The sequence below is a fragment of the Campylobacter sp. LR291e genome (genome assembly GCF_008633915.1).
Lineage (GTDB): Bacteria > Campylobacterota > Campylobacteria > Campylobacterales > Campylobacteraceae > Campylobacter_D.
On record NZ_VJNV01000028.1, the window covers coordinates 1 to 12,262 of the forward strand.

Annotated in this window: 11 protein-coding genes and 2 pseudogenes; 8 read left to right on the forward strand and 5 right to left on the reverse strand. The window is 31.7% G+C overall.

Annotation, left to right across the window (positions count from 1 at the left end):
- Together FMM58_RS06600 and FMM58_RS06605 are read right to left on the reverse strand one after the other, a co-directional pair.
- Positions 1-281 (reverse strand): annotated as a pseudogene (locus FMM58_RS06600) (flagellin); the annotation flags it as partial.
- Between the two features lie 128 nt (positions 282-409).
- Positions 410-673 (reverse strand): annotated as a pseudogene (locus FMM58_RS06605) (type II toxin-antitoxin system YafQ family toxin).
- A 382-nt stretch (positions 674-1,055) separates the two neighbouring features.
- On the opposite strand from FMM58_RS06605, the gene FMM58_RS06610 reads away from it, so the two are divergent.
- Genes FMM58_RS06610 through dxs form a run of 8 tightly spaced genes read left to right on the forward strand, consistent with a single transcriptional unit; the run spans position 1,056 to position 10,371 of the window.
- Positions 1,056-1,817 carry an HAD-IIA family hydrolase gene (locus FMM58_RS06610; protein ID WP_150140895.1) on the forward strand — a complete coding sequence of 254 codons (762 nt, stop codon included), beginning with the start codon at positions 1,056-1,058 and terminating at the stop codon, positions 1,815-1,817.
- Positions 1,811-2,863: a prephenate dehydratase gene (pheA, locus tag FMM58_RS06615; RefSeq protein WP_411675306.1), complete on the forward strand. Its 1,053-nt coding sequence runs from the start codon at positions 1,811-1,813 to the stop codon at positions 2,861-2,863. The genes FMM58_RS06610 and pheA overlap by 7 nt, the downstream gene beginning before the upstream one ends.
- A gap of 28 nt (positions 2,864-2,891) precedes the next feature.
- Positions 2,892-3,842, forward strand: a complete 951-nt coding sequence (locus FMM58_RS06620) for an SAM-dependent methyltransferase (RefSeq protein ID WP_150180526.1) — start codon at positions 2,892-2,894, stop codon at positions 3,840-3,842.
- A 1-nt stretch (position 3,843) separates the two neighbouring features.
- Positions 3,844-4,950, forward strand: coding sequence for a histidinol-phosphate transaminase (gene hisC, locus FMM58_RS06625; protein ID WP_150140899.1), 1,107 nt, complete (start codon positions 3,844-3,846; stop codon positions 4,948-4,950).
- A 30-nt stretch (positions 4,951-4,980) separates the two neighbouring features.
- Positions 4,981-6,666 carry a flagellar basal-body MS-ring/collar protein FliF gene (gene fliF, locus FMM58_RS06630; protein WP_150140901.1) on the forward strand — a complete coding sequence of 562 codons (1,686 nt, stop codon included), beginning with the start codon at positions 4,981-4,983 and terminating at the stop codon, positions 6,664-6,666.
- On the forward strand, positions 6,666-7,694 hold the full coding sequence (gene fliG / locus FMM58_RS06635) for a flagellar motor switch protein FliG (RefSeq protein ID WP_150140903.1): 1,029 nt from the start codon (positions 6,666-6,668) through the stop codon (positions 7,692-7,694). Before fliF ends, fliG begins: the two co-directional genes overlap by 1 nt.
- Positions 7,695-7,703: 9 nt before the next feature.
- On the forward strand, positions 7,704-8,513 hold the full coding sequence (gene fliH / locus FMM58_RS06640; RefSeq protein WP_150180522.1) for a flagellar assembly protein FliH: 810 nt from the start codon (positions 7,704-7,706) through the stop codon (positions 8,511-8,513).
- Positions 8,506-10,371: a 1-deoxy-D-xylulose-5-phosphate synthase gene (gene dxs, locus FMM58_RS06645; RefSeq protein ID WP_150140907.1), complete on the forward strand. Its 1,866-nt coding sequence runs from the start codon at positions 8,506-8,508 to the stop codon at positions 10,369-10,371. The genes fliH and dxs overlap by 8 nt, the downstream gene beginning before the upstream one ends.
- Here dxs and FMM58_RS06650 read toward each other — a convergent pair.
- Genes FMM58_RS06650 through FMM58_RS06660 form a run of 3 tightly spaced genes read right to left on the reverse strand, consistent with a single transcriptional unit; the run spans position 10,351 to position 12,256 of the window.
- A complete protein-coding gene (locus FMM58_RS06650) occupies positions 10,351-10,707 on the reverse strand; it encodes a diacylglycerol kinase (RefSeq protein ID WP_150140909.1) in 357 nt (118 codons plus the stop codon). The genes dxs and FMM58_RS06650 overlap by 21 nt on opposite strands.
- Positions 10,708-10,715: 8 nt before the next feature.
- Positions 10,716-11,684: a phospholipase A gene (locus FMM58_RS06655; RefSeq protein ID WP_150180523.1), complete on the reverse strand. Its 969-nt coding sequence runs from the start codon at positions 11,682-11,684 to the stop codon at positions 10,716-10,718.
- Entirely contained in the window at positions 11,681-12,256 is a 576-nt protein-coding gene (locus FMM58_RS06660; protein WP_150180524.1) for a molybdenum cofactor guanylyltransferase, read from the reverse strand. The genes FMM58_RS06655 and FMM58_RS06660 overlap by 4 nt, the downstream gene beginning before the upstream one ends.
- Positions 12,257-12,262 lie beyond the last annotated feature (6 nt).

A 12,262-nucleotide genomic window follows, 5' to 3' on the forward strand; every position in this document is an offset into this window, starting at 1 on the left:
GTTTTGATAGTTTCAAGTATACTAATTTGTTCATCCATTGCCTTATCAGCTGTTTGAAGAACGCTTAATGCATCATTAGCATTATTAATAGCTTGTCCTAAAGTTGAAGCTTGTTGACGAAGATTATCAGCAATCGCCATACCAGAGGCATCATCGGCTGCTGAGTTGATTCTAAGACCTGAGCTTAATCTTTCTAGTGTTTGGTCTAAGCTTCTACTATTTTTTGTAGAATTAGCTTGGGCAGTAAGAGCTGCGACATTTGTATTAATACGAAATCCCATTGTAAATCCTTTTTGGAATGAATTTCAATCGCATCCATGCGATTGTTACTCACTATATCGCTTGATTAAAAAAAAAGTTTAGGGGTTTTGTGGGAAAAATTTTAAAAATGTTAAATTTTTGAGCTTTTTTAAAAAAGCTCACTATGATAACCTATATTAATACAATATAAAATAAGTTCTACTTCTTGTTTTTGATATATTAAAAGCAAATCTGGTTTTAAATGGCATTATCTATAATCTTTAAATTTTTCTATAAGTTGGTGGTCGTGATATTTTTTATCTAAAATTTCGTTATTTTGCAGTTTTTTTGCAATATCTTTAAATAATGCTTTATCGCTATCATTTAGCTTTTTAAAGGATTTTTTAAATGATTTAGTAAATTTTAGTTTCATTTTTCTAAAAACTTCATTGCATCTTCTATAGTATCAAAGGGTCCGTATACTTCACCATTTTCAACTTATTTAATAGCTTTTAATAAAGCCTTGCTAGGTTCTTTATATTTTATTTCTGGCTCATCAATACTTTCTTTAAAAATTTGATTCAGTTCGTAGCATCCTTTAACTTGCTTTGTAAATCTGCCTTTAACTTAGCCTTTCTTTTCTTTGCGTTCATTAAAGAAGTTACAAGATGTTTTTTTTCGTTCATATTTAAGTATTTTTCATAATTTTGTATAATTTACTTCTTAAAAATTTTAGCCTGATTATAACAAATTTTTTAAAAAATAAATTATAAAAAATTCTTTGCTATAATTTTAAAATTTTTTTGGAGTAAACTATGTTTTTTATCGACGTACAAGGGACCTTATTAAGTGATAAAGATAAATCCTTAATCGAAGGTGCAAAAGAACTTATAGGCTTTTTAAATGCAAATAATCTACCTTATGTGATTATCACAAACAATACAAAAAAACTTGATTTTTTAAGCACACTTAGAAAACAAGGTCTTGATATAAAACAATATGCGTATTTAGACCCTTTTTATGTATTTGAGAATTTAATCAAGCCTTGCAAGGTGGCTGCTTATGGGGCAGAGGAGTTTTTAAATAGTTTGCAAGAATTAGGTTTTACGCTTGAATATCAAAGCCCTAAGGCTGTTTTGGTAGCCAGTTATGATGATTTTAAATTTAAGGACTTTGCAAATATGATAGAATTTGCAAAAAAGGGCGTTAAAATGATAGCCATGCATGAAACAAGCATTTATAAAAAGGATAATTTATCATATCCTGGGGTTGGTAGCATTATGGCTATGCTTAAAAATGCTTATGAATTTGAATATGAAGTGGTTGGAAAGCCTAGTAGGGCCTTTTATGAAACGGCTTTGAAATTAATTAAAATGCAAAATGAAAACGCTAAATTTGAAGATATTTGTATAATAAGCGATGATTATAAGGGTGATTTAGTAAAGGCAAAGGAATTTGGAATGAGTTGTGTTTTGGTTTTAAGTGGTAAAATTTCAGATACTAAGGGGCTTGATACTAGTATTTTAAAGAGTGTTTATCCAAGTGTTTTAGAATTTATGAAAGGATTGACATGCTAGATGAGTTAAGAACTAAGATTGATGCAGTTGATGATGCGATTTTAAAGCTTTTAAATGAAAGAATGGCTTATGTTAAAAACGTTGGGGAATTTAAAAAAAGTCAAGGTAGTGCTATTTATAGGCCTGAACGCGAACGTGCTATAATTAATCGCCTTAAAAATAACAATAAAGGCTTGTTAGACCAAAATGCTATCGAGGCCATTTATGGAGAAATTTTTGCAGTTTCAAGGAATTTAGAAATGCCTCAAAGTGTGGCTTATTTAGGACCTGAAGGAACTTACTCACACCAAGCTGCTAGGGCTAGATTTGGGGCTATGAGTAGGTATATAGCCCTTTCAAATATAGAAGATGTCTTTAAAGAACTTATGAATAAGGAGGCAAAATATGGAGTTGTACCCATTGAAAATAATACAGAAGGGGCTGTTGGTATAACCCTTGATTGCTTAGGCGAATACACTAAGATTAAAATCTTTGGTGAAATTTATATGGATATACACCATTCTTTTGTGGGTATTAATGAGAATTTAAAGGAGTTAAAAAGAATTTATTCTCATCCACAAGGCTATAATCAATGCCGAAAATTTTTAGAAAGCCACGCCTTAAGCGAGATTGAGTTTATCCCTAGTAAATCAACCGCACAAGCTGCTTATTTAGCCTCACAAGATGAATACTCAGCTGCTATTTGTTCTAAGATAGCTGCTAAGCTTTATAATGTGCCGATTTTATTTGAAAAAATAGAAGATAACCTGGCAAATAGGACTAGATTTTTAATACTAAGCGATATTAAAAATCCAAAAATGCCAAATTGTAAAACCTCGATTCTAGCACACACTGCACACACGCCAGGAAGTTTAAGTACCTTTTTAGAACAATTTAAAAAAGAAAATATCAATATAACAAAGCTTGAATCAAGACCTGTTAAAACTAGAGAATTTATACATAGTTTTTATATAGATTTTGAAGGTCACATTGATGATGAAAATGTACAAAGGGCACTAAAGGGTAGCGACGTAGTATGGCTTGGGTCGTATTTAGCAGGAGAGTGAATTGTTAAAATATATAAATGGTGGGCTTATGAAAGAAAATAATGAAAATATTTTATATGAGTATTTTACAAAGCCAAAAATCGCACAATATCTTTTTGAAAAAAGCAAGGAAATCATTAGCAAGTATGAGAATATTAAAAAATATACCTGGCTTGAACCAAGTGTTGGGGATGGTTGTTTTTATAAGCTTTTGCCACATAAAAAAATAGGCGTAGATATAAATAAAAGTTCTTTTGATATTTTGCAAACTAATTATTTAAATTTTACTTTGCCAAAAAAGCCATTAATCGTTATAGGAAAACCACCTTTTGGGCATCGTGGGGTTTTGGCATTGGAATTTATAAAGCATTCTAAGGAGGCTGATTTTGTGTGTTTTATATTGCCTATGTTTTTTCAAAGCTTAGGTAAGGGGTCTATTAGATATAAGGTTAAGGATTTTAATTTATTATATGAAGAAGTTTTAGCTAAGAATTCTTTTTATTTAAGCAATGGAAAAGAAAAGGATGTTAAATGTTGCTTTCAAATTTGGAGTAAAAATTACAAACAAGAAAAAAACGAATTTAGCTGGTATAAACAAAAAGAAAAGCAAGAACCTTTCAATGATATTTTAAGGGTGATTATCGTTTCTTTGGCTAAAAATAGAGAATGTGGCAAAGAATGGATTTTTAACAAAAAGGCAAATTTTTATCTTTCAAGCACTTTTTTTAAGGAAAATGCTGTGGTTAGTGATTTTTCTCAGGTAAAATATAAAAGTGGCATAGCAATTATTTATCAAAACCAAAATTTAAAAAATAAACTTGATAAATTTTTTTTAAATGCTAATTGGCTTAAATATAGTTCTTTAGCTACAAATGGTTGTAGGCATATAGGAAAATCGCATATTTTTAAGCTTTTGCAAGATGAGAATTTTTTAAAAAAAATTAACTATAAAGGAATTTTTGATAAAATTTTTATTAATGAAAATTTTAAAAGGAGCTAAGATGAAATTTAATGCTGTGCTAGATAATATAGCTACTTATGAACCTGGCAAGGATATAGAAGTAATTGCTAAGGAGTACAGGCTTAGTGAAGTTATAAAACTTGCTAGTAATGAAAATCCTTATGGGACTTCTTCAAAGGTTATTGAAAGCTTACAAGCAAATGCAAATAAGGCAAATCGCTACCCTGATGATAGTATGGCCGAGTTAAAACAAGCATTGAGTGCTAAATTTTGCATTAATGAAAATGAGCTTATAATAGGTGCTGGGAGCGACCAAATAATTGAATTTGCAGTTCATGCAAAGTTAAATGATGAACATGCTTGTTTGCAAAGTGGGGTAAGCTTTGCTATGTATCAAATTTATGCTAAGCAAGTTGGGGCAAAATGCTATAAAACAAAGAGCATTGAACATAATCTTAAAAATTTTAAACACCTTTATAAAAAACACAAAGATAAGGTTAAAATCATCTTTTTATGTGTGCCAAATAACCCCTTGGGCGAGTGTTTAGATAGTGTTGCTATTAGAAAATTTATAAGAAAGGTGGATAAGGATTGTTTAGTGGTACTTGACGCTGCTTATAATGAATTTGCAAGTTTTAAGGATAAAAATAAGGAGTTAAAGCCTAAGGCATTAATAGAGGAATTTGACAATGTGCTTTATTTAGGAACCTTTTCTAAGCTTTATGGACTTGGGGGGCTACGCGTAGGTTATGGCATAGCTAATGAAAAGATAATCAAGGCACTTTATAAATTAAGACCTCCTTTTAATGTGACAAATTTAAGCTTAAAGGCTGCTGTTGCTGCTTTGACAGATAATGAATTTACTCAAAAAACCTTGCAAAATAATCTTGATGAGATGAAAAAATTTGAGGATTTTGCTATACAAAATAGTATTGAATTTATACCAAGTTATACAAATTTCATTACTTATTTATTCAAAGATAAAAAAAATAGTACACTTATCGCTGAAAATTTGCTTAAAAAAGGTATAATAATAAGAAATTTAAAAAGCTATGGCTTAAACGCCGTTCGTATCACAATAGGGACGCCTTTGGAGAATGCGAAATTTTTTGATGAATTTGCAAAAATTTTACAAGAAGATAGCTAAAAAATTTTTATTATCGCTTAGAGGGTATTGATGGATTATAAGACGATGTTATTGCAGATTGGGCAAATTTATCAAAAGCTCACTCGCAAACAAAGAATCGTTATTGCAGCTTCTATTGTCGTTGTTGTTGGCTTTTTAGTAGGACTTAGCTTATATAGTCGTGGTACTGGCGGAGTTGGTGATGGTTATGCTGTTTTGGTTGAAAATGTAAGCCCAAGTTCATCAGCTGCCATTGTAACAAGGCTTGAACAAAACGGCGTTCCTTATAGATTAAGAGATGAAAATACTATTTTAGTACCAGCTGATCAGGTTTATCGTCAAAGAATGTTTATAGCTAGTGAAGGGCTTATTAAAGAAAGTCGCATAGGCTGGGAAAGCTTTGATTCTACTAAATTTGGTATAACTACTAGAGAACTAGATATTCAAACGCAAAGGTCCTTAGAGGGCGAGCTTGCAAGGACTATTGAAACTTTAGAACCTATTAAAAGTGCTGTTGTTCACGTGGCTATCCCAAAGGAAAGCACCTTTGTAGATAGACAAAAGCCCCCTACTGCTTCTGTTGTGGTAAATATAAGAGAGGGCTTAAAGCTTACTAGAAAACAAATAGATGGTATTAAAAATATAGTATCTCATGCTGTGCCAAAACTAGTTCCTGCAAATGTTAGGATAAGTGATCAAAATGGTATAACCCTTGATGAACAAGAGGCCTATGATTCAGATATTATTGCTGCTGAGGTAAAGTATAAAAGGGATTATGAAAGCGAACTTGAAGAAAAGATTGTAAATTCCTTAGCACCCTTTGCTGGTGGTAGGGATAAAATAGAAGTTAGTGTAAATATAGAATTTGACTTTTCAAAACAAGAATCCCAATCTGAAATTTATGACCCTAATGCCATAGTTAGAAGCGAACAAACTTTATCTGAAAGAAAAGATGGTAGAAAAGATAAAGAAGTACAAGGCGTACCTGGGGCTGTTTCAAATATAGGACCAGTAGAAGGGCTTGAAGGTGATGGTTTAAGAGAAACTTATAGCAAGGACCAAGTTACTACAAATAACGAACTTTCAAAGACTATAACAAATACTAAAAAGCAATTTGGCGTACCTATTAGAATTTCTGCTGCTGTTACAATTGATGGCAAATATCAAGATATAGCCGATGAAAATGGGATAGTTACTAATCAATATGTACCATTAACGCCTGAACAATTAAGCGGTATTGAAAATATAGTAAAAAGCACTATAAATTTTAACGCTGCAAGAGGGGATAGCGTAGTAGTTCAAAATTTACCTTTCCACCAAGAAAGTGCTAAGGTTGAAAGTCAGGTTAAGACCTTCTATGGTCGTTTTGTTGAACCATTTATACCTCCTGTAAAATACCTAATCGCAGCGGTGTTGTTATTTTTCTTCTATAAAAAGGTTATCGCGCCATTTATGCAAAAAATGCTTGAAGATGCAGCCGCACAAGAAGAAGCACAAGAAGGACCAAATGCCGTGCTTGATGATGCAGAAGATACCTTAGAGAAATTTAACGCGGCTAGGAAAAAGGTTGAAGAACAACTTGGTTTTGGTGATAATTTCAATGAAGATTCTATACAATATGACGTTTTACTTGAAAAACTGCGTGGGCTAGTGACCGATAAAAGTGAGGAAATTTCAGCCCTTTTACAAAATTTAATTCAAAATGATAGCGAATTTAGCGAGAATAAGGACTTATAATGATTAAGCTTACCGAAGAACAAAAAATGGTTTATGATGATTTATCAATGCCTGAAAAGGTTGCGATATTTTTGATACAACTTGGAGAAGATGCGACAACTTCCGTTTTTTCACATATGGAAATAGATGTTATTACTGAAATTTCTCGCTATATAGCAGTGGCAAAATCTGTCGACCGCTCAGTAGCTACAGCAGTGTTAGAAGAATTTTATACCCTTTTACAATCTAATCAATACATAAAAAGTGGTGGTTTAGAGTATGCTAAGGAAATTTTATTTAGGACCTTTGGACCTGATATAGCTAATAAAATTTTAGAAAAATTAACTAAGAGTATGGAAAATAATCAAAATTTTGCATACCTTGCACAAATTAAGCCTCAACAATTAGCAGACTTTATCACAAAAGAACACCCTCAAACAATAGCCCTTATTTTAGCACACATGGACTCAATTCATGCAGCTGAAACATTGGAATATTTTAGTGATGAGTTAAGGGCTGAGGTAGTTATAAGAATGGCAAATCTAGGCGATATTTCGCCAAGCATTATAAAAAGGGTATCAGCTGTCCTTGAAAGTAAGCTTGAAAGCCTTACTTCTTATAAGGTTGAAGTTGGAGGGCCAAGGGCCGTTGCAGAAGTACTTAACCGCTTAGGTCAAAAGGCATCAAAATCTACTATTACTTATATAGAACAAAGTGATGAACGTTTGGCTGAAACCATTAAAGAATTAATGTTTACCTTTGATGATATACAAAAACTTAGTACTCAAGCTATAAGGGAAATTCTTAAAGCTGCTGATAAACGCGATTTAATGATAGGATTAAAGGGTGCTAGCGAGGAATTAAAACAAAAATTCCTTTCTAATATGTCTTCACGTGCAAGTGAGGCCTTCTTAGAAGAAATGGGCTTTTTGGGTGCTGTGCGTGTTAAAGATGTGGAAGAATCACAAAGAAAGGTCGTTGAAGTTGTTCAAAAACTTGCAGAACAAGGGCTTGTGCAAACAGGCGACGCTGATGAGATGATAGAATAGGCGTAAGATATGGTAACTAGAAGTAATGTCATTTCAAATGAAACCTCGAATCAACATGTGGTTGAAGGTTATCGTTTTAAGATAATTTCTGAATTTTCTAAGCCAGAAGAAGAAGAAAAGCCAAGTGAGCATAAAGAAGATAAAGAAACAAAAGAGATTAAGGAAGAAAAGGAAAAAGAAGAGAACTTTGAAGAAGAAAAAGAAATTCCCCTTGCCTTTCAACCAAGCTTTGTTGAAGATTTGCTTAAAAAAACGGATGAAATGTCAAATAATATTATTAAGTTACAAATGCAAGTAGAAAGTCAAGAAAGCGAATTTAATAATAGGCTAAGTAGCGAACTTGAAAACGCTAAGGAAAAATACACAAAAGAAGGTTATGAAAAGGCTAAGGCTGAATTTGAAAAAGAAATGGTAGAACTTAAAGATAGATATGTAAAAAGCACGGCTAAGCTTGAAGAAGCTTGTAAGAATTTGGATAATTTTATAGCCCAAAATGAAAAAGAATTAGCAGACACGGCAGTTGATATAGCAAAAGAAGTTATTTTAAAAGAACTTGATAAAAACTCGGCTAAAATTGCCTATGCTTTAGCAAAGGACCTTTTAAGTGAGTTAAAGGGGGCAAGTGCTATTGAGTTAAAGGTAAGTGCGGCTGATTATGAATACTTAAAGGCTCAATTTGAAGATAACACTCATATAAAAATAAGCCTTGATGATGCCATAACAAAGGGCAGTGTTGTGATTTTAAGCGATGCTGGTAATATAGAATCAAACCTTAATAATAGGCTTGTTAAGGTTAAAAAAATGATAAATAATGAATGATAGATTAGCCTATACACACGAAGAATTACAAAATTTAAAAATAGATGAGTTAAATTTATTAGCTAAAAATTTGCGTGAAAAAATCATAAATGTAGTTAGCAAAAATGGAGGGCATCTTAGCTCAAATTTAGGCGTAATAGAACTTAGCATTGCTATGCACTATGTATTTGATTACAAAACTAATCCCTTTATCTTTGATGTATCTCACCAATCTTACGCACATAAATTATTAACAGGAAAAGAAGATAAATTTGAAAGTTTGCGTCAATTTAATGGGCTTAGTGGTTATACTAAGGTTGAAGATGGAGATTATTTTATAGCAGGTCATTCTAGTACCTCAATATCCTTAGCAATAGGGGCTTGTAAGGCGATTTTTTTAAAAAATGAAAATCGTATTCCTGTTGTTATGATAGGTGATGGGGCATTAAGTGCTGGAATGGCGTATGAGGCCTTAAATGAGTTAGGGGATAATAAATATCCTTGCATTATTATATTTAACGATAATGAGATGAGTATAAGTAAGCCAATAGGGGCTATTTCAAAATATATTTCTCAAACTATGGCTACGCCTTTTTATCAAAAATTTAAGCAAAGAGTAGAAAAAATGCTTGAATTTTTACCCGATGGGGCTAGTTATATGGCTAAACGTTTTGAAGAAACTTTTAAGCTATTAAGTCCTGGATTTTTATTTGAAGAACTTGGACTTGAATATATAGGGCCTATTGATGGGCACAATATAAAAGAAGTAATTAGTGCTTTAAAACAAGCAAAATCCATGCTAAAGCCTTGCGTTATCCATGCTAAAACCATTAAGGGCAAGGGCTATGTTTTAGCCGAACAAAAAGAGGCAAAATGGCATGGGGTGAGTGCCTTTGATATAAAAAGTGGACAAAGCATTAAAGCAAGTGAGAGTAAAAAGACAGCCACTCAAATTTTTAGTGAAAATTTATTAAGTTTGGCAAAAAAATACAAAAATGTAGTAGGCGTAACTGCTGCAATGCCTAGTGGAACAGGGCTTGAGAACTTAATTGAACTTTATCCTAATCGCTTTTGGGACGTGGCAATTGCCGAACAACACGCAGTTACTTCTATGGCGGCTATGGCAAAGGAAGGTTTTAAGCCCTTTATAGCTATTTATAGCACCTTTTTACAAAGGGCGTACGATCAGGTAATTCATGATTGTGCTATTATGAATTTAAATGTTGTCTTTGCTATGGATAGGGCTGGTATTGTAGGAGAAGATGGAGAAACTCACCAAGGGGCCTTTGATATTAGCTTTTTAGCCCCTATTCCAAATTTAAGTTTAATCGCCCCAAGGGATGAAAATATGATGAAAAATATCATGGAATACGCATATTTTCACAAGGGTCCTTTGGGACTTCGTTATCCTAGGGGGGCTTTTATATTAAATGATGAATTTAGCCCCTGCGAGATAAAGTTTGGCAAGGGTGAATGGCTTATCGAAAATAATAGTAACATTGCTTTTATAGGCTATGGTCAGGGCTGTGGCCGTGCTTTTGAGGTATTAAAGGCTTATGAAAATGATGGCATTAAGGACCTTGCAAATTTTATTGATTTAATCTTTGCTAAGCCACTAGATAAAGGACTTTTAATAAAAGTAGCTACTAAATGCAAGATTTGGTTTATATTTAGTGATAGTGCTAAGATAGGTGGCGTAGCTACTTTATTAAATGATTTTTTACAAAAAGAAAATTTGCAAGTAAGGTTATTTAGCTTTGAATTTGAAGATAGTTTTATAACCCATGGTAAGACCCAAGATGTTTTAAAATCTTTAAATTTAGATACTACTTCTTTAAAAATTCGTATAAATGAGTGCTTAGAAAAAATTAACAAATAAAATGCTAAGCCAAGTTATAAGGGCTAAAATTATACTAAAAAAAACTCCAGCACTAGCGCAATCTTTTGCCATTTTTGCCTTTATGTGCCATTTGTCAGTTATTAAATCCACACAGGCTTCAATGGCTGAATTTATGCACTCAGCTATTAAAATGATAAATAAAACAAGGATTAAAAATAAGTGTTCAATCAAACTTATAGGCAAAAAAAGGCTTATGATGATTAAAGGAAGTATAAAAAATAATTCTATTCTAAATGCCATTTCTTCTTTAAGCATAGCTAAAATGCCTTGCAAGGCGAATTTTGTGTTATTAAAAAAATTGTATTTTGTCTTCATTTTTATCCTTAGTAAGCTATTAAAAGTCCCATAGATAGACGTTGTATATAGCGATTATAATCAATCAAGCTTTCTCCATAGCCATTAAAGTATTGTACATACCAAAAAACCCCATTATCAAAAAGGTCGTATCCAAAATCAAGCTGGGTAGCCCCTTTATTGTCGCTAAAATCAAGATTATTTCTAAACATAGAATTTACAAAAAAATTCTTTCCAACGTATCCTAAATTAATATCAAAGGCTCCCATATAATGCCTTATATCAGGGTTGTCATCATTATTTCTTGGTTCGGGTATTCTATACCAAATTCTAGGTATAAAGATAAAATTATCATAAAAAAGCGTGGTACTAAGATAGATTCTATTCCAAGAACGCGATTTAAGCTCAGCGTCCCCTTGTCCATTTGACTCATGCAAAAGCCCAAATCTAAGCGTATTTAAAAGGTGATTTTCTTCAAAATTTAAGGGAAAATCTATAAAAAACTCAGGCTGATAATTATTTTCTCTAAAAGGTGATGAGTGTTTATAAATTTGCCACCAAGAAGTTTGAGTATAGGCAAAATAATACTTTTCATCAAGTCCCATAAGGTTTTCAAAAAGCATTTTTTTAATGCTTAATTGAAATTTTACCTCGTATTTGCTATTGCCATTTTCTAAATTTTTAAAGCTATAAGAATAAGGCAAAAAATAATTCATTTTATAAGCACTAATTCCAAAGGGGTTAAAGCTTTGTTCCTTGCCAAGATAGTTTTTTAAGGCTATGTTTGAAAAAATATTATTTTCTTCTTCTTCGTTTTTTGTAGGTTTTTTTGTTAAGCTTAAACTTTTATTTATATCGCTTTTTTGCAAGGCTATTTTTTTATAAATTTTCATGGCCCTTTCATAATCACCGTTTTTTTCATATTCTAAGACCTGTTTTAGTTCGCTATTTGCATATAAAAAGGTAAAAAGGCTTAAATAAAAAAATATTTTTTTCATAAAAGCCCTTTAAATTTCAAATAATCATCATAAAAATTTAAGTTTAAAAAGCTTTTTTCATCGTCAAATTCAACGCTTTTATAAGGGATATTGTTAAGCAAATTTTCAATTTTAAGTTCGTTTTTATCTAAATTTTCTTTACATAAATTAGCTAAACTACTATGATAAAAACCACATAAAAAATGCTTTTTTTGCTTACTTTGTGCGATTATGGCTTTATAATTTTTATCTAAAAAAGTAGCCATTTTTTCAATGTGTTTTTTTTCTATCAAGGGGTAATCCACGCAAATTATAAAGACAAATTCATTTTTAAAGGTCTTTAAAATAGAATAAAGCCCGAGCATTGAGGCATAAAAATCATAGTTTTCATCATCTTTTATAAGCTTAAAGACATTGTTAAATTTATCATTTTTAGCACTTACAAAGATCTCTTTAAAAATGTCTTTAAATTTATCAATTAAAAATTGTGTTAAATTTTCATTCTCACTTACGCTTAAAAGACTTTTATCTTGTTTCATTCTGCTTGATTTACCACCACATAAAATAACGCAATTAAGTGTTGATAAATTCATGATATA